At 42.7% G+C, this 17,757-nt stretch carries 19 protein-coding genes and 1 riboswitch; of the genes, 12 read left to right on the plus strand and 7 right to left on the minus strand.

Annotated features, from left to right (window positions below; translation table 11 throughout):
* The first annotated feature begins 17 nt into the window (after positions 1–17).
* The 8 genes from RSX31_RS17380 to RSX31_RS17415 all read left to right on the plus strand — a co-directional run bounded on the left by RSX31_RS17380 (position 18) and on the right by RSX31_RS17415 (position 6,109).
* Positions 18–635 (plus strand): 3'-5' exonuclease, encoded by a 618-nt coding sequence (locus RSX31_RS17380; RefSeq protein ID WP_315635606.1) that lies wholly within the window; start codon positions 18–20, stop codon positions 633–635.
* 388 nt (positions 636–1,023) lie between these two features.
* Complete coding sequence (spoIIID, locus tag RSX31_RS17385; protein ID WP_064091916.1) at positions 1,024–1,284, plus strand: sporulation transcriptional regulator SpoIIID; 261 nt, start codon at positions 1,024–1,026, stop codon at positions 1,282–1,284.
* Between the two features lie 469 nt (positions 1,285–1,753).
* The gene (gene mreB / locus RSX31_RS17390) at positions 1,754–2,764 is read left to right on the plus strand and encodes a rod shape-determining protein (protein WP_113969218.1); all 1,011 of its coding nucleotides are present in this window, start codon (positions 1,754–1,756) and stop codon (positions 2,762–2,764) included.
* Between the two features lie 62 nt (positions 2,765–2,826).
* On the plus strand, positions 2,827–3,666 hold the full coding sequence (locus tag RSX31_RS17395; protein ID WP_315635346.1) for a flagellar hook-basal body protein: 840 nt from the start codon (positions 2,827–2,829) through the stop codon (positions 3,664–3,666).
* Positions 3,667–3,726: 60 nt separating this feature from the next.
* Positions 3,727–4,569: a flagellar hook-basal body protein gene (locus RSX31_RS17400; RefSeq protein WP_148996352.1), complete on the plus strand. Its 843-nt coding sequence runs from the start codon at positions 3,727–3,729 to the stop codon at positions 4,567–4,569.
* 15 nt (positions 4,570–4,584) lie between these two features.
* Positions 4,585–4,863: a DNA-directed RNA polymerase subunit beta gene (locus RSX31_RS17405; RefSeq protein WP_148996353.1), complete on the plus strand. Its 279-nt coding sequence runs from the start codon at positions 4,585–4,587 to the stop codon at positions 4,861–4,863.
* A 316-nt stretch (positions 4,864–5,179) separates the two neighbouring features.
* Entirely contained in the window at positions 5,180–5,611 is a 432-nt protein-coding gene (fabZ, locus tag RSX31_RS17410) for a 3-hydroxyacyl-ACP dehydratase FabZ (protein WP_034765205.1), read from the plus strand.
* Between the two features lie 201 nt (positions 5,612–5,812).
* Positions 5,813–6,109 (plus strand): hypothetical protein, encoded by a 297-nt coding sequence (locus tag RSX31_RS17415; RefSeq protein WP_148996354.1) that lies wholly within the window; start codon positions 5,813–5,815, stop codon positions 6,107–6,109.
* A 164-nt stretch (positions 6,110–6,273) separates the two neighbouring features.
* On the opposite strand, the gene RSX31_RS17420 is transcribed toward RSX31_RS17415, so the two are convergent.
* Positions 6,274–6,882: a class D sortase gene (locus RSX31_RS17420; protein WP_148996355.1), complete on the minus strand. Its 609-nt coding sequence runs from the start codon at positions 6,880–6,882 to the stop codon at positions 6,274–6,276.
* Positions 6,875–7,201 carry a helix-turn-helix domain-containing protein gene (locus RSX31_RS17425; protein WP_315635352.1) on the minus strand — a complete coding sequence of 109 codons (327 nt, stop codon included), beginning with the start codon at positions 7,199–7,201 and terminating at the stop codon, positions 6,875–6,877. The genes RSX31_RS17420 and RSX31_RS17425 overlap by 8 nt, the downstream gene beginning before the upstream one ends.
* Before the next feature lie 229 nt (positions 7,202–7,430).
* Between RSX31_RS17425 and RSX31_RS17430 the strand changes: the two genes are divergently transcribed.
* Together RSX31_RS17430 and RSX31_RS17435 are read left to right on the plus strand one after the other, a co-directional pair.
* Positions 7,431–8,126 carry an LPXTG cell wall anchor domain-containing protein gene (locus RSX31_RS17430; protein ID WP_315635354.1) on the plus strand — a complete coding sequence of 232 codons (696 nt, stop codon included), beginning with the start codon at positions 7,431–7,433 and terminating at the stop codon, positions 8,124–8,126.
* A gap of 401 nt (positions 8,127–8,527) precedes the next feature.
* Positions 8,528–8,684: riboswitch (cyclic di-GMP riboswitch) on the plus strand.
* A gap of 33 nt (positions 8,685–8,717) precedes the next feature.
* The gene (locus RSX31_RS17435) at positions 8,718–8,855 is read left to right on the plus strand and encodes an anti-repressor SinI family protein (RefSeq protein WP_262372011.1); all 138 of its coding nucleotides are present in this window, start codon (positions 8,718–8,720) and stop codon (positions 8,853–8,855) included.
* 35 nt (positions 8,856–8,890) lie between these two features.
* Here the strand turns inward: RSX31_RS17435 and RSX31_RS17440 are convergent, their stop codons facing one another.
* Together RSX31_RS17440 and RSX31_RS17445 are read right to left on the minus strand one after the other, a co-directional pair.
* The gene (locus RSX31_RS17440; protein WP_148971166.1) at positions 8,891–9,211 is read right to left on the minus strand and encodes a helix-turn-helix domain-containing protein; all 321 of its coding nucleotides are present in this window, start codon (positions 9,209–9,211) and stop codon (positions 8,891–8,893) included.
* A 96-nt stretch (positions 9,212–9,307) separates the two neighbouring features.
* Positions 9,308–9,748, minus strand: a complete 441-nt coding sequence (locus RSX31_RS17445) for a YwpF-like family protein (protein WP_148996358.1) — start codon at positions 9,746–9,748, stop codon at positions 9,308–9,310.
* 266 nt (positions 9,749–10,014) lie between these two features.
* Between RSX31_RS17445 and RSX31_RS17450 the strand changes: the two genes are divergently transcribed.
* Together RSX31_RS17450 and RSX31_RS17455 are read left to right on the plus strand one after the other, a co-directional pair.
* A complete protein-coding gene (locus RSX31_RS17450; protein ID WP_148996359.1) occupies positions 10,015–10,392 on the plus strand; it encodes a single-stranded DNA-binding protein in 378 nt (125 codons plus the stop codon).
* 25 nt (positions 10,393–10,417) lie between these two features.
* Complete coding sequence (locus tag RSX31_RS17455; RefSeq protein ID WP_315635356.1) at positions 10,418–10,591, plus strand: hypothetical protein; 174 nt, start codon at positions 10,418–10,420, stop codon at positions 10,589–10,591.
* Between the two features lie 480 nt (positions 10,592–11,071).
* Here the strand turns inward: RSX31_RS17455 and RSX31_RS17460 are convergent, their stop codons facing one another.
* From RSX31_RS17460 to RSX31_RS17470, 3 genes are all read right to left on the minus strand, one after another.
* Positions 11,072–13,897 (minus strand): DEAD/DEAH box helicase, encoded by a 2,826-nt coding sequence (locus tag RSX31_RS17460; protein ID WP_315635357.1) that lies wholly within the window; start codon positions 13,895–13,897, stop codon positions 11,072–11,074.
* Positions 13,890–15,533: an SWIM zinc finger family protein gene (locus RSX31_RS17465; protein ID WP_315635358.1), complete on the minus strand. Its 1,644-nt coding sequence runs from the start codon at positions 15,531–15,533 to the stop codon at positions 13,890–13,892. Before RSX31_RS17465 ends, RSX31_RS17460 begins: the two co-directional genes overlap by 8 nt.
* Positions 15,534–15,986: 453 nt before the next feature.
* Positions 15,987–17,606: an alkaline phosphatase gene (locus tag RSX31_RS17470; RefSeq protein ID WP_315635360.1), complete on the minus strand. Its 1,620-nt coding sequence runs from the start codon at positions 17,604–17,606 to the stop codon at positions 15,987–15,989.
* Between the last annotated feature and the right edge of the window lie 151 nt (positions 17,607–17,757).

The raw sequence follows: 17,757 nt of genomic DNA on the forward strand, positions 1-17,757 counted from the left end.
AAAAGATCGAATGTCCGCTGCACTATGATTCAGTCCCCTTAAACAGTAAAATCAAAGACCTGAAGTTTGTTGTCTTCGATACAGAGACGACAGGATTCCGCGTCGGAGCGGAAGACCGGATGCTGGAAATCGGAGCGGTTATAGTGGAAGGGTATGAAGTAAAGGAAAACATCACATTTCAGACATTTTCCAATCCTCATCGACTCATTTCTCAGGAAATAATCCAGCTGACGGGAATTCAGTCAAAGGATGTCGAACAAGCTCCGGAAGCAGGGGATGCCATCCATGATTTCTTCGCTTTTTTAGAAGGGAATACCGTGAATAGTCTGGTTGGTCACTATGTAAGCTTTGATGAACTCGTGTTGAAGAGTGAACTGAAGCGAGCCGGACTTCATCTACAGATGGCACCGAGCCTGGATACGCTTAATCTAATCGGATATCTTTCGCCCTCTTACGATATGAGAGATCTTGAGCGATATGCCCAGTTATTCGGGACCAGGTTGTACCCGAGACATCGGGCGTTGAACGATGCCCTTATGACGGCTTATTTGTTTGTGGAACTATTGGAGCTGTTAAGAGATCGGAAGGTGGAAACCTGGGGGGAGTTGGTTCGGGTCAGCCGGGGTAGTGGGTGAAAGGTGATACATATCGGATATATTCCCGTGGACGATTTCCCTCCGGAAACCAAGTGAAGGTCCGTCCCTAAGAGTGATTTTTCAGAAAATTAACCTCAAACCTTGTCCTTATTGTGTTTTTTGTGCATATATGTGGGCACAAGCTAATAAAATGATACAAACCTATCAAAATAGAGAGTGTTTGAGGTGAGGAATCGTCGTTATATCATTGATCATTAGCTGAATATTTGTTTATATGTTGTAACATCAGAAAGCTGCCGTGCTTTAAATAAGGCTTTCTGCCGCTTGCGCATGGGTCTATGTGTGCATGCGGTCTATACTATTTCATTGATGCGAATGCGAGTCTCATTTCACACTTCTCACATCCAATTTAGGGAGGTCGAGTGGTGTGCACGATTACATCAAAGAGAGAACAATCAAGATTGGTAAGTATATCGTGGAGACGAAAAAAACTGTTCGTGTAATTGCGAAGGAGTTTGGCGTGTCCAAAAGTACTGTCCATAAAGATCTAACAGAACGACTGCCAGAAATTAATCCAGAACTCGCAAATGAAGTCAAAATAATACTTGATTATCATAAATCTATCCGGCATCTACGAGGTGGAGAAGCGACGAAGCAAAAATACAAAAAAGAAGAGCTCCACAGCTAACCAAAATACGCCAAGCCCCAGAAAGATGGGTCATGCTTGGTGTGTTTTTGTTTTATGTTGGTATATGAAGCGGTTTTGCCTGTTGAATTTACGTCTTTTTTTAACAGTTAAATATTGATTGGAATTTACCTGTTAAAAATCCTCTGAAGTTCAACAGTCTAATAAATACGGTATTTTAACAGGTAAACAAAACGCTCACTTGTAGCAGGTAAAAACCACCCCATCCCACTCAACTTCACCAAACCTTAACACTCCTGTAACATCCTCCTCCAATCTCCCTATACTTTTCCAATTAAATAACAAACTCAATACATTTTTTTGACAAAAAATATCTACCTTCGACATATTTATGGTAAAATAATTAATTAGGTGAAAGTTTTGACTTAACGTTTTTACGTAATGACATTAAGATGAAACCATAGATGAAATATGATGATGAATTTGTAAAAGAAGAAGGGAGAAACACAAGATGTTCGCGAAAGATATTGGGATTGACCTTGGTACGGCTAATGTTTTAATTCATGTTAAAGGAAAAGGGATTGTCTTGAATGAGCCATCGGTTGTGGCTTTGGACAAGAATACAGGTAAGGTATTAGCGGTTGGAGAGGAAGCGCGCCGCATGGTTGGGCGTACTCCTGGAAACATTGTGGCGACTCGTCCGTTAAAAGACGGGGTCATTGCTGACTTTGATGTAACAGAAGCGATGCTGAAGCATTTTATAAATAAATTGAATGTTAAAGGGTTTCTTTCCAAGCCAAGAATCTTGATATGCTGCCCAACGAACATCACAAGTGTCGAGCAAAAAGCGATCAGAGAAGCGGCTGAAAAGAGCGGTGGGAAGAAAATTTATTTAGAAGAAGAGCCTAAAGTCGCTGCGATCGGTGCAGGAATGGATATTTTCAACCCAACCGGAAACATGGTCGTGGACATCGGTGGAGGAACGACTGATGTTGCGGTCCTTTCCATGGGTGACATCGTAACGAGTCAGTCCATCAAGATGGCCGGAGATAAGTTTGATCACGAAATCCTGAACTATATTAAAAAAGAGTACAAGCTTCTCATCGGAGAGCGTACAGCGGAAGATATCAAGGTGAACATCGGGACGGTATTCTCAGAAACATTAGATGAAGACCGAAAAGAAATGAGCATCCGTGGCCGCGACATGGTGTCCGGTCTGCCACGCACAATTACCGTAACATCAACGGAAATCGAAGGAGCCCTTCGTGAATCAGTGGCAGTGATCGTACAAGCTGCTAAGAATGTTCTTGAAAAGACTCCACCGGAATTATCAGCGGACATCATTGACCGCGGTGTTATCTTAACTGGAGGGGGAGCGCTTCTTCACGGAATGGATACCCTTCTTGCAGAAGAACTGAAAGTACCGGTCCTTATTGCTGAAAACCCGATGGATTGCGTAGCGATTGGAACAGGGTTGATGCTAGAGAATATCGATAAAATTTCAAGAAGAAGCATTATATAATTTTTTATAAAATATTGCACCATTCATCCGATATAAAAACGGCAAAGTTATGAGGTGAAAATATGTTTCGCGGATTTTATACAGTAGCATCGGGAATGCTTTCCCAGCAGCGAAAGACTGAAATGCTGACGAATAATATGTCGAATGCGAATACACCGGGTTATAAAGCGGACCAGGCATCGATGCGGGCATTTCCGGAAATGCTCATGGAGCGGATGGATTCTACGTCGATTCCGACAGAGAACAAATTATCCCTTCCATACAATCAAAAAGTGGGAGCCCTCAATACGGGCGTGTATATGCAGGAAACAATCCCTTCCTTTTTACAGGGGGATCTGCAGGAGACTGGAAGAAGCCTGGACATTGCACTCCTGGACGTGTCGATGCCGGCTAATGAAGAAACGGGATCGAAGGGATCGGTGTTTCTGGCGGTTGAAGGTGCAGACGGAAATCCCCGCTATACACGAAACGGAAACCTGACTGTGAACGGAAACGGATTTCTCACGACAAACAGCGGTTTTTATATTTTGGATGAAAATGGCGAGCGTATTCAATTAGACAGTGATCAGTTCGCTGTTGGGGAGAAGGGTCAGATTCTAGTCGATGATAACGTTGTGGCTACTTTGGGTGTAGGCTATTCAGAAAATCCGAACCGACTTGTGAAACAGGGAGATGGGCTATTTGCAACAGAAGGAAATGTGCCTCTACCTGATGCCTATGAAGAAGCCGATGTTTCTTTTACCACCAAGCAGGGATTCCTTGAAAGGTCGAATGTCGATGCATCCCGAACAATGACGGATATGTTATCTGCGTACAGAGCCTTTGAAGCGAATCAGAAAGTCCTCCAGGCGTATGATCGAAGTATGGAAAAAGCAGCTAACGAAATCGGCCGTGTCAACTGATAGTTAAAGATTGTAAATGAATTTCGTCACTCAATACCTTATAATAGGGGGGAACACGTCATGAATCGAACAATGATTACAGCAACCAACACATTAGGTCAATTGCAGAAACAAATGGACATGATTGGTCATAATCTGTCGAACGCAGATACAAATGGATACAAGCGCCGGGAAGCGACATTCTCAGAGTTACTTGTGCAACAGGTGAACAATCAGCGTGTGGAAGAGTTTGAAACAGGCAGACTTACCCCTCTTGGAGTAAGGGAAGGCAGTGGTGCAAAGCTTTCACAATCTCAACTGATCCTGAATCAGGGTTCTTTGAAATCAACGGGTCGCTCGCTTGATTTTGCTTTAACCAGTGGGGGGCAGTTCTTTAAAGTCCTTGCTCAAGATGACAATTCAAGTGCCGTTCGCTATACGAGAGACGGAGCATTCTTTGTCAGTCCAACCGGGAATGGGGAAGCGATGCTCGTGAACGGAAGCGGATTACCGGTCCTGGATGAGAACGATAACTATATTACTTTTTCAGAAGACGCGTCTTCTTTCCAGTTAGGGGATAATGGAATCCTGACGGTTGCGGGTGCAGGCGGCGTAGAAGAGCAATTCAACCTGGGGATTGTCACGGTTGAAAAGTCTCAATTTCTACAGCAGTTTGGCGGCAATCTGTTAGGTTTTGCAGAGAACCTTAACGAACTCGGGGTTACGGAAGAAGAGGTCGTAACGAATATCGTTGGAGGAGCACGCTCTGATATTTCAATGGTTCAGAATTCATTAGAGTCCTCGAACGTTGATATCAGCAAAGAAATGACGGACATGCTGAATGTCCAACGATCATATCAATTTCAGGCCCGCTCGATCTCCCTTGCAGATCAAATGATGGGCCTTGTAAATGGGATACGCTAAAAGGAGTTAAATGCTATGAGTGAAAAAGAGCTACTACAAGAAGAAAAAATGACAAGAGAATCAGTAAAAACAGAAAAAAAAGCCAAGCAAAAGGACGAAACCAAGCCTGCTCGCTGGGTACGTGTCCGCATGCTGCCAATCTGGCTCAGAATCCTTCTGTTCATCCTCCTTCTTGCAGGAAGTCTCGTACTAGGTGCCATCATTGGCTTCGCAGGCATCGGAGACGGCAAAGCAGCCGACGTCTTCAAAGCAGAAACCTGGCAGCATATCATCGATATCGTAATGAAGAAATAACTTCTTGATAACTTCTTGAGGGACGGACCTCGAAATATTTAGCTTTTGGCAAAGAATCCTGGTATATCGGGGGTTCGTTGAGGATGGAGCTTTGTATTCGAAGTCCGTCCCTCTTTTTCAATTGTCGACAAAGTAGAGGGACGGACCTCAATTTTACGCTCATATTGAACAAGGAACCTTGATATAACGGGATTTAGTTTTTAAAGTTAGTCTGTTTTTGAGGTCCGTCCCTCTCCAGGCGTCCTCTCCTGTTGCTATTACACGCCCGGTTTCTGTACAATAAGGTGTACATACATATTGGTAGGAGGAATTATGAATGCTTGATATTAATGAGATTAAAGAGATTATTCCCCATCGTTATCCATTTTTGCTGGTGGATCGGATCCTTGAGGTGGAAGAAGGCAAGAAAGCGGTTGGGATTAAGAATGTGACGGCGAATGAGGAGTTTTTCAATGGGCATTTCCCTGATTATCCTGTTATGCCTGGTGTGTTGATTGTGGAGGCGCTTGCTCAGGTGGGTGCTGTTGCCATGCTGAAAGTGGAAGATAACCGTGGACGTCTAGCTTTCTTCACTGGCATTGATAAGTGTCGTTTCAAGCGTCAAGTAAAGCCGGGAGACCAGCTGAGACTTGAAGTCGAAATGATCCGTTTTAAAGGACCGATCGGTAAAGGAAAAGGCGTAGCGACGGTTGATGGTGAGGTTGCATGCGAATTAGAAATGATGTTCGCTTTAGGAGATAAACAATAAAAAATGTGCAAACTGGGCTTGTTGTGATTCGTTCACTTCATGCCCAGTTTTTTGATTCAACCCTTCGCATGCTTAAATTCAAATTAACCCAAAAAATTTTACTCAAAATGCAAGTAAATTTATTTTCAGGGAATGCTAACGAAAGACCAGAGTAACGGTCTTACATTAACTAACATACACGTTAGAAAGGAGTAATACATCATGAGCAAAAAATTACTTTCAATTCTTGGTGGATCAGCACTTGCTGCCATGCTTCTTGTAGGATGTAACGCAAATCAGGAGCCACCTCCGGAAGACGAGGCACCAACAGAAGAAGAAGTGCCGGAAGATGATGGCATGAACGAAGATAACGGGGACATGGGTGAAGAAAATCTCCCTGAAACAGAGGACCAAAACGAGCAAGGCGACAAAGATGCAGCGAAGGATAATAACACACCTGAAGAAGACGCTGTAGAAGATGATATGGATATGCAGGATCAGGATAAGAAGGACGAGTAATCACTTCAAAAGGCAGAGGCAGCTAAGTGTTGTCTCTGTTTTATTTTTTGAATCACATCACCCCAAAAATAGAGATGATGTAAGATGAAATTTCTAACCGGTTCCATTATTGAGATATTAGAAGACAAAAATGAAACATAATCTCCACACCAAAGGTTAACATTTTACTCAATTCTTTTAGCCTCAATAATATATCGTTCGGTTGAGGGACCAAGAATAGTAAAAGGGTAGCAAGTAGAAAGAGTCAGAATTTCCTCAGGACGTGTTGCCCGAATAACCGACGTGTCATTTTCATCTACAATATAAGTTTTAAAAATTTCATAGGAGTAAGTTCCGGTTGGCATAACGATGGAAAGGATATCTCCATGCTGGAGTTCACCAATGTTTCTAAATACCGTATCCCTGTGCCCGGCCAAAAAAATTTGATCCTTTTGTTCCGGTAGTGACGTTGATGAATAATGTCCTACCCCTTTCTTAAGTTCCTCCCCATCTGTTCCTTCAATAATTGCTACATCTCTTTCCAGTCTTGGAATCTGTAAAACCCCAATGACATCCCCTTTCTCAAAATGGTAATCGATTGAGGTATGAGAGGAACTAATTGGTTCTGAACTCTTATGTACTGAAGAATTTTCCATAATACTTGCTTTTGCTTTTACGAGAGCTTCATTTTCGGCTTCTTCGTTACTTTTCATCTGAAGGAATGAATATAGGATAAACGATAGTCCACTTGATAAAATGAAAATCCCTAAAATCAGAAAAACCTTCCTACTCATGATACTTCCTCCTTTTATACTGAAAAAAAGAAAGAAAATCGTGAAATTCCTCTTTTGTTAAGCCCTGGTGAATGGCCTTCTCAAGTGGTTCAACCCACTCCTCATCTAAAAAAACTTTATTCTTATCAGACGAAAGAATATTCTCTAGAGAAGTATCTAAAGTAAGAGCGATTTTTTTAAGAATCTTAATGGAGGGATTCTTTTGAATTCCTCTTTCAATAGAACTTATATATGATTTAGAAACATTTGAATGATGAGAAAGCTCGTTTATGGTTAACCCTTTTTGTTCACGAAGATCTTTAATCTTATCACCTACCATGTCGATAACTCCTTCACAATTCATTTAATTCATTATATAGAACAATTGTTATTTTATAAAGTACGAAATAAAGTGAATTTTAAAGGGATAAAGAGGAAAGTATCGATATCCACGTTGTTTGACGGGTATTTCAATATTTTTGAAGATTTTCTTTTCATAAGTAAAATCTTATAATTAGTTAAGGTGTTCTTTAAAAAGAACAAATCGCTGATTCTAGGAGATGAAATGAATGAATCAAAAGAGAATTGCCGTAATATTATTAATCCTATTTTTTATCTCTGGAATAATGAATCATAAAACGTATGCAAATGAAGTAGACATCATATTAATACCTAACGAAAAGTTCTTATTTAATATTTCAAATATGAAGCCGGGTGATTGGGCAGAGAGGGAATTGAGGGTTAAAAATGGCGGGGAGAAAGATTTTAACTACTCGATTCGCGTTGACAATAAACAATCTGACAGGAAATTATTTAACGAATTGGATTTGAAGGTGTATGAAGGTGATAAATCCATATTAATCTTTGATGATAAACTAAAAAATTTCACTGGGTTTAAACCAAAGCCATTAAAAAAAGGTGTAACTGACAGTCTATTTTTCCAGGTTGAAATGCCATATGAATTAGGGAATGAGTTTCAGCAAACATCAGCATATTTTGAAATGATCATTGTAGCAGCTGCTAATACATCCACTACTCCCGAGGATTCAGATGATCCGGTAAAGCAACCAGAAAGTAATGTTAAGCCGACCCCGGTGAACCCAGGAACAAATGATACCCAATTACCTGTAGCATCACAAGGCCCAAAGCTACCTAACACAGCAACCAACCTTTACCTGCTATTAACAGTAGGTCTTATATTAACTACAGTGGGATTGACAATAATATATGTAAATAAACGTTTATCAAATAAAAGAGAAACATAACCTGAATGAAGAGGTGACCTTATGTACAAAAAAATATGCAGACGATGTACAAGACCATCCTATAGCAGCACTGAAACAGGTGAATGGGTTTGTCCCACCTGTAAATTTGACATAACCGATCAGCCATTCTATGATTCTAGTAATTACCAAAATATTAATAAGAAAGTCCTTCCTCTTAGAAGGAAGTTAGAAGCATATAAAAATAGCATGAATTCGTAGTTTTTCGACAAACCTCAACATGCTCTTACACGATTTATTAATCCCAACATAATTATATTTTTGTAAATGTCAGATTATAGTTGAATGTGTAGGAAAAAAGTGTAAATAAAATAATCAGAATAGACAAAAAACAACAAAAACTCGGGTGGTTTATTAGTATAATCGAATTAGTTCGAAGGGAAGTCAGATAAAGGCAAACTTATTGAAAAATAAGGACGCAAAGTCACAGATCTAAGGTGGGAAAGTAGGCATATCTTCATAATCATCTTGAATATAATGAACAGAAAATAGATGAAGAAGGTGTGGTTATTTGAGAACTATGATGGCTGGATTGCCTGGAATACATATATGTATTTTGGGAGGGTATTTATATTGACAAATCGTGAACTTGATCTTGAATGGATGGAACTAATTAAACAAGCCTTAGACGCCGGAATTTCTAAATCAGAAATCAGAGAATTTCTTCAAAATCAGTCCCAGGAAGTGAAAGCAGAGTACAAAGTGATTTAATATAAATAAAGTCTTGCGAATCGATTCGCAAGACTTTATTTATTGCCTAATTTCCACTTATTAAATTCAATGAATTCCCTGAACTGCTCCTTGGTAATTCCAGAATCCATGGCTTCTTCTGCAATCTTAAGCCACTCATGATCGATATTTTGATCATCTGGTTGATCGTGTAAAAGAGCATCCATCGGAATCCCTAAGGCAGCTGAAACTTTTTCGAGAAATTGAATGGAAGGGTTTTGTTGAAGGTTACGCTCTATTGAACTCAAGTAAGACTTTGCGACACCGGCTTTATCAGCAAGCTCTGTCATGGACATGCGTTTTTCTTGTCTGTATTTCTTTACTCTTTCTCCAATCACAGGGAACACCTACCTAAGAACTTCATATAAGAAGTCACAATATTAAATACAATTATATCATAATGAATCATACGGATATTACATAATTTCGCATAATTAAACGCTCGGTTTTGCCGTTGCCGGAATCCTAGGCTTCGATACCATTTTCTCACGGAACTCCCGGATTAGTTCTTCGCCCGAATACCCTTTTTGCACCAAGTCATCAAGGAGTAATTCTGCATATTCATTCCTCTGTTTTTTCAATTTCCCCTCAAACATAATACTGATATGCTCATCCATCTCTTTAATACAACGGATTGTAGTCATGAAAGCAGCCGGGTCATTGGCCTTGTGGGAAATCACGACCTGGATTTCCAAGTCTTCCTTACGTTGCTGAGCCTCTTGAAAGAACTCGATATATTCATTCGACAAGTACGTTTCGACAAGCCAAGTACTTTGCCCATCTTCTTTATTAATAATCAGACCGTCCACAATCTCAAAGTCACGCAGTTCATCGTTCTCCACTACTTGCAGTGAAATAACTTTAAAGGTTTTCATGAACGAACATCTCCCATTTAAAGGTTTTATAAAATTATATCATAGTAGGAATTGTTTCCCTAACAAATTCCTCGATGAAAAAAAGGACGAAAGATGCAATTTTGTGATTTTGACCCTGATTTTGATCGAAAACCGGGAATTCTCCCTAGGCGAATTTCCGAAATTCAAGCCATTTTTGCCTCGAATTTCGGAAATCCACGATTTTACAAGATGCGACAGAAGATTGTAAGATGAAAACACCTTAAGAGAAAGGAGGAAAGAATTCATTGATCAACCAAGTGACCCTCGTTGGAAGGCTGACCAAGGATCCTGAAACAAGAAAAACATTGGAAGGGAAATCAGTACTAAACGCAACGATTGCCGTGAACAGGCACTATAAGAATCAACAAGGTCAAGTTGATACAGACTTCGTGCTCTGCACCATATGGAACAGGGCAGCAGACAACACGGAGAAATACTGCCGGAAAGGATCTGTCATTGGCGTCACCGGTCGAATCCAAACCCGTTATTTTGACAATGATCAAGGAAAACGTACGTATGTAACCGAAGTTGTCGCTGAAAATGTCCGATTTATGGACAGCAGGCGGGAAACCGCAGAAACCCCTGAGCCAAGCAAGAAAGAGCCTATCGAATTACCGTTTTAATATTTTTCGAAAGGGAGATGGAGTTGTGGCCACACTGCAAGATCTTGAACAAAGAATTGACAGAATGGAGAAGTTAACAGAAGACCTCATTAAAAAAGTAGCAAGAGCAAAAGTCGAAAATTTCTATTTATCTCAACGGGTGACAGCCCTTGAGCAAGGGTACGAATACCCCAATTCTGTTTTGAAATCCTCGTCATAAGTAAAACAACCTCACCCAGAATTCTTTCCATACGAACAATCCAACCAACCTTATAAGCAGCTGTCTCAAAATCCAATGGTCACCGCAACATGCCCCAAACATACCTCATTAGAAATATACATGTGTAGCAGTGAGTAAAGTAAGCAGTTGTTCCCCTTATTGTCTTCTTATAGAGTCGGTTTCCCTTTTGGGGAGCCGGCGTTTTTTTTGATTAATTAGTTTTTCTGGAGGAGGAAGATGATTCCGGTTGTTCACATTTTGGCACGAGTTTTGTGGAAAGTGGCACAACAGAAGGAAACTGCTTATTAAACGGTAATCATTTATACAATTATATTTGTAAAAACGATTCAAACCTAACCCTATTTTGTCAAACCCTTTTAAAATAACTCTATAAGCCCCCTTTTTTATGCAAGCTCAGCTCAATTCATCCTACACCTACAAAAAAACCTCTTTCCCAAAAAGGAAAGAGGTCACATACAACTACTCCAACACCAACAACGACTCCAAATCCTTATCTGACAATTCCGTAACCCATTGATCACTTCGGATGATCTCATCGTTCAATGCCTGCTTTTTCGTCAGCATGGCGTCGATTTTTTCCTCAAGGGTACCTGAAGAGACCAGTTTATGAACATGAACGAATCGCTGTTGTCCGATCCGATAAGCACGGTCCGTTGCCTGGTTTTCTACTGCCGGGTTCCACCAGCGATCATAGTGGACGACGTGGTTGGCTGCGGTCAGGTTCAATCCGGTTCCGCCGGCTTTTAGTGACAAGAGAAATACTGGGAAATTACCATTCTGGAATTTCTCCACGAGTTCATCGCGTTTTCCTTTGGCCATGCTTCCGTTCAGGAATGGGACATCGACGTTGAATTCTTCTTTCATCACTTCCTGGATCATTTCGCCCATTGAAATATATTGAGTGAAGATCAGGCAAGCTTCACCGGATTCCAGGGCGGTTTCCACGATATCCTTAAGCTTCTGCATTTTTTCAGAACGGGACAGGATCGATTTAGGATCCGGTTCCTTTAAGTAGAGAGCAGGGTGGTTACATAGCTGCTTCAGCTGGTTGAGCATTTGCAGGATTAATCCTTTGCGCTCAAATCCGCTCAATGTTTCAATTTTAGCGAGAGTGTCTTTCACCAGCTGCTCATATAATGCCGCCTGCTCAGTGGTTAGGTGACAATATTCTTTCTGCTCCAGTTTTTCAGGAAGATTCAATTCCACTTCAGGATCTTTCTTCGTCCGACGCAATAAGAACGGCTTGATTTTTGCCTGAAGCTCTTTGACTTTTTCTTCAGATTCATCCTTTTCAATCGGAGCAATATAGTTTTTCTGATACTGCGTGAATCCACCAAGGTACCCGTGATTAAGGAAATCAAAGATCGACCACAGTTCGGACAACCGATTCTCCATCGGGGTCCCGGTCAACGCAATATGATGCTTCCCACTGAGTTTACGGATCGCCCGGGATTGTTTCGTATTGGCATTCTTGATATTTTGTGCTTCATCAAGGGAAATCGATGTCCAGACGACTTCAGATAATTCTTCAAAGTCGATGTGGGACAAGCCGTAAGAGGTGAGGACCACATCTATGCCTTTGATCTCCTTGGCAAATTGTTCGCCTTTCGTCCGGGTCGGTCCATAATGAAGGTGGACCTTCAAGTCCGGAGCAAATTTCTCCAACTCCCGCTGCCAGTTTCCGAGAACGGAGGTAGGGGCAACGATCAGGGAAGGTGTTTCCGGTTTCTCGGCTTCTTTTACATGTTGCAGGTAGGTAATCAGCTGTACCGTTTTCCCAAGACCCATGTCATCAGCCAGACACGCGCCAAAGCTGAATTTTCGTAAAAAGAGCATCCAGCTCATCCCCAGCTGCTGGTAAGGACGGAGCTCACCGATAAACGCGTCAGGTGTTTCCGTTAAAGGGATCGATGACACATTTGTCAGCTGATGGATCATTTTTTTCATCGATCGATTGAGTTCCAGCTGGATCTTGGCATATTTATAAGGATCATGCTCGTCATCATCTGGCTCAAGTTCCGATTCACCGGAATCGCGGGGAACAAGCTCCTGTTCCAGCATATCCTGGATCGAAATCCCTTCCTGCTTCGCTTTCGTCATCATTTGCTGAATCCTTCTAATCATAGCGGGATCAAGCTTCATCCATTGACCGCGGATCTTCACCAGGCGGCGTTGATTATCGACGAGCTGATTAAAGTCATCCTCTGACAGATTGACGCCGTTCATGGATAATCGCCAGTCGAAATCAAGCATGGCATTCAATCCTACGAATGAAGGACGATAGCTTGTATCCGTGTTTTTCAGTTTGGCTTTTACCAGGACCTGAGCATCTTTCATCGCTTCCCACCAGGATGGCAGGAGGATTTCAATGTCCAAGTCGATGAGCTTCTCACTTAATACGGATAGGAAATCCCAGGCATCGTGCTCACCAAGAGCTGTACGGAGGGAACCATCCACGTCACGGAGGATCGGCATCATCTTCATCCACCGTTCCTGTTCTTCGGATACATCAGGCAGATGCTTTTTCCAGGAAGGAGGGACTGTGTCTTCAGCCAGTGAAATGACGCGATTCGTTTTCTTGCGGTCTCTTAAGATCGTCTCAAGCTCCCATGACTCATCCTCATCAAGCGGTTCAGAAATCCTCAGACCGATCGAAAACGGTAATTCTTCATCCTCACCGGCAATCCACTCACTCCAACGCTTCTCATCAAAATACGCATCCAGCTCTTCAGACGTAAGCGTACTTTCCTTCAGCTTCTGAATCCTCTGCATCGCACTCGATCCACCCGAAGCCATCGCCTCATTCAACGCACCCTGAAACCAATTTTCGGTGAGATTTTTGAGGGACGGACCTCCATCAGGAAGCTCTTCCTCCCAGAACTCATCATTGAAATTCGACCAGACTTCAACGGGGATATGAAACTGCAACCCTTTTTCCTGCCATTCCTCGAAGCGGGGCAGCCAGCGACCGGCTTCCACAGCTTCGTAGATCACAGGGGCAATCGCAATACACGCTTGCCCGGTTTCGTCCCAGTCCCATTGGATCATGCTGCTGAAATGCTCACCGGCAAGCAAGGTGAGAAGCTGCCACTGAGTCACTGTAATTCCGTTTGCGGAATCCTCAAGGAGTGTCCCGTAGTAACTCTCTTCATGCCAAAGAAACAACTGACTCTTCCATTCTTTTGGAGGCAGAAGTTTGCCTTCGTCGTTTTCCGCAGTGATGAAGAAACGGTCTTCATATTCAGTTGTGTTGACGTTGATTTTTACGGAAGACAGTTTAAGCATCGATTAACTTACCCTTTCTGCACTCTTCTTGGAACGCACGTAATCGCTTGTATTTATCTAAAATGTAGGGGAGATACACATCCCATTTGTCTGTTTTCTTCGTCTTTTTATAAATCGTCCGGATCTTTTTCATATAGCGGACCGCAAGCTTATAGCTGTCCCGATTCTTCTGATCGATCGCATCCATCACCCCGGCGTAATAGATCGGAAGGGCAAGCTCAGGTGCTTCCTTCGTCACGTCCCGGAGGCCCATGCCTTCCATCTCCTGAATGCTATAGCTCATATATTTCTGCAGCTCGACCCATTCACGATAGGCCTTCGCACTGATGAGATACTCATTGTACGAGAAGAAGCTGTACGGAAGCATGGAAAGGAGGAGTTCATTGACAAGGGAGCTGTCCTTTTCCATCAGCCAATCCATCGGCAGGATCCTCACAAACCAGCGTACGAATCGGGTTGCTTCATAATAGTCGAGGGTTTCCAGGTGTTCCGGCATTCTGGATAATATATTGCGGACCAGGAAGAAGCCGACTTCGAAACGCTTCCCTACGAAAAATTTACGCAGCCAGAATTCACTGAACGCGACCAGCTCGGTACCCAGTTCATCCACCACTTCACTCGCCTTATTTAAATCTTCAAGGAGTAAATATTGATGAAGGATGGCCACGTTGTAAAAAGTGGAGTCCTGTGCGCTGCTTTCTTCTAAACGCGCAACCTCTTCACGGCGCCACGACTTCTGTTTGAACAAGTAATACCACAGGAAGCGGTACACTTCGGCTTTCATCATCGTACTATTTTCTGTGGAATCACTCATTTCAATCGTCTGCTTTTTCAAAAAAGCAATGTACGGATCGAAGCTGAATGGCATGGCATGTATCGACAGTTTTTCAACCGCGTCTTCCATTTCTCCTAACAGAAAATCATACATGCTGTACTGCTCGCGGCTCAGCTCTACATTCCTCTTTTGTAAATAAAGATCGATGTGAATCGATAAATAGAAGGTAGCAAAGAGCTGATAAAGAGGCTTCCATTCCCGTTCGAATGGAGCTTCCTTCATGAAGCGTTTTGTTATATTTTGAACGAGGACATCCATCAAATAGGGCTGTCTTTCAAGTAACTCCAAGTCTTCCTGCTTGAGGATAGAGTTAAAGAATTGCCACCATTCCTCAGGCGTGTTCCCCCGCGTTTTCCGTTCGTTTAACAGATCGCTTGCTTTCTTTAGAGCACCGGTACTGCTGTGCTTCTTCAATAAATCATCCAGTGTCTGGGATTCCTGACTAGGTGGAGCAGACTGACTCCGCCAATTTTGTATCCACTCACTGACCCGTCCAACCTTGTTATATAGCATAAAAAAGGTCGCCATTTGATGCCGGCACCATTTATCCTGAGGACATGAGCACTTGCTTAAAAGGGGAAACGAAAAATTCAGCTCGAGCGTGACAGGCGTGACATCCTGCACCTCTGCCGTCACTTCCTCATCCCGGACCTTTACGTTCGAAACCAGATTTTGACGGAACAAAAGAAGGCCCTTCGAAACGACATTCTTACTCTCGTCCTGATTCGGGTCCAGTTCACCCTGTATCGACTGACTCATGGGAAGTAACTTATCCTTCAACTCCTGAATACGAATCGACATCAACCAACCTCTCCAATCTATAAAATCGCATTCTTTTATTATAACGCAAAAGGAGGGGGAAAAGGAACATGTGGCGGGGGAAGTGGTGGAAGAGGGTGAGGTGAGGGTGGAGGAGTTTGTCGAATTGTGTAGTGACTGTTGGGTTTTGTTGGGAGGCAGAGTGGGATTGGGACGCTTGGGAGAGTGAAGTTGATAATATATTTAGAAAGTCGATAATAAAAGTAGCAAAGTTGATAATATAAGGTCGCATCTCGATAATAAAATTTGAAGATGAGTAAAAAACCTACAAAAAGTTGCTTGTTACAGGTCGATGGAGGTGGATTTGAAAATAAAAAGTGCGTTTTTGAAAATAAATCCCCTTAATTTGAAAATAAAACGCCAAAATTGAAAACAAATCGGCCGAATTTGAAAATAAAACCCCAGAATTAACTCAAAACCTCTCCAATCCCCGCATCATCCCTCCACATGCACATAAAAAGTCTTCCCATCGTACACATTCACACTCTTCAGCCTCACTTTTTCACCATTTTTCCAATAAAAGTCCTTATTTTCAGGAAAACGCAGCTCTTCGTCCCCACGCTCCACCACCATCACAGGATTTTTCGAGGTCCGTCCCTCGATCTTCACCTCAAAACCTCTTTCACGATATAATTCCGCACCATTCACATACCAGGAGGCAAATTCACCTGATGATAATGAAAATCCTAGATACTTAGAAATCACTCTGGGTATATCGGTATTTTCTATAAGACCTACAGGCTTCCCAGGGCCATACGCGTATAAAAAGACATCCTCACCGGTGTGTCCATGAGTCGTAAAACCAAGATTGGCCCGCTTCGCCATCAGCTTCACCATTTCATCCTCCAGATCCTCTGCTTTTTTAGAAGCATCCTCCATCGTACAGAATTCTTTTTTACTCAAGTTCCCTAACCCATAGTTTGAAAGGACCTCTTTTAAATTTGAACGATCCTCCTTAAGCTGGGAAACGGCACCTTTAACCGTAAGCTCAGCTTTACGTAAAGGCTCCACAAACTTTTCAACTGGCTGATTTTTATAGTCCCCGTTTGTACCTTGATTCCCAAGTGTCAACCCGCTATTCCCGTGATCGGTCACGGCGACCACCATTGTATTTCGGTCCTCGCGCGCGAACTTTAAAGCTTCTCCAACTGCGTCATCAAAGCTCAATACCTCACTGATCATTCCTACAGGATCATTTTTATGAGCGGCCCAATCCACCTTACTGCCTTCAACCATCAAGAAGAACCCCTTCTCACTTTGAGAAAGGCGCTGGATGGCTGCACGAGTCATCTCCGCAAGGGAAGGTTCATCAGGCTTTAGAGACTTCCTGTCCATTTCATAGGCAATGTCCTCTTCAGCAAACGCACCCCATAATTTAGATGAGCCTTTTCTTTTTAGAAGTCCGTCCCTCTTCAAAACCAAATCATAGCCTTCTGAGCCGATGACCTCAACGAGATTTTCTCCATCTTCGCGACTGACTTGTTTCGTTTTAAGCATGCCATCATCGTTTTTTACGTGGTCTTTTGATTTTGGCTTCAGCCAGGCGGCACCTCCACCCAGGAGAACGTCGAGACCCTGGTACACCTGTTGTTCGCCGATATCTCCAAATTCATCACGGTTCAAGACATGGGAAGTGAATGCAGCCGGAGTGGCATGCTGGACAGGTGAGGTAGCTACGATACCGGTTTTGTAGCCGGCCAACTTGGCACCCTCGAGGATGGTCAAAACGGGACGTCCATCCGGGTTCATTCCTATGTAATCAGCTTTCGTCTTCATACCGGTGGCCATGGCAGACCCGGCTGCAGCGGAATCGGTGATTGCTGATTGAGCTGAGTATGTCCGGGCGCCGCCGACCAGAATCTTATCCAGATGAAGGTCCGTTCCTCGGTACCAACGTGACAACGTGACGATGTCGGAGTTGGTGCCGTCCATGATCATGAGGATGACGTTTTTCTTGGGTGGATTTGGGGCTGCGAATAGGCAGGTGGATGGGAAGGAGAAGGCCAGGAGGGAGAGGAGGATGGTTAGGATGATGAGGCGTTTTAGTGTATTCATGGTGAGCGCTCCTTTATGTCAGTGATTAACCAATAGTATTTGTTGGTTGAGAAGGAGTATGTATAGAAAATGAAGCGTCTTCATTTACACATGTAGTCGACAAAAAAAGTCGCATCTAAACCTACCTGGCTTTAGATGCGACTAATCCCTA

Source organism: Rossellomorea yichunensis, from assembly GCF_032337515.1.
Taxonomy (GTDB): Bacteria; Bacillota; Bacilli; order Bacillales; family Bacillaceae_B; genus Rossellomorea; species Rossellomorea yichunensis.